Annotated in this window: 1 protein-coding gene; it reads right to left on the bottom strand. The window is 46.9% G+C overall.

Annotated elements, in window-relative coordinates; translation table 11 throughout:
* Positions 1-339, bottom strand: a 339-nt coding sequence (locus ABR854_RS25910; protein ID WP_350268743.1) for a hypothetical protein, incomplete at both ends; no start/stop codon positions are given.

Raw genomic sequence — 339 nt, forward strand, 5'->3', positions numbered from 1 at the left:
ACTGCCTGTCGTGATAACCACTACATTGCTCACTCCACTTTCACCACAACTGTTGATACATGTTGCTGTGTATGTGCCTGCTGTACTTACACTGATGCTGCTGCCTGTGGCAGTTGTACTCCACTTCAAGCTTCCTGTACAACCTGTCGCTGTCAACGTTGCTGTCTCTGCATTACACAAGCTGTTTTTGTTCGTTGAAATTACTGGAGCTGCTGGGCTACTGCCTGTTGTGATAACTACTACATTGCTCACGCCACTTTCGCCACAACTATTGATACATGTCGCTGTATAACTTCCTGCTGTGCTTACACTGATGCTGCTACCTGTGGCATTCGTACT

The organism is Emticicia sp. W12TSBA100-4 (assembly GCF_040253585.1).
Classification (GTDB): Bacteria; Bacteroidota; Bacteroidia; order Cytophagales; family Spirosomataceae; genus Emticicia.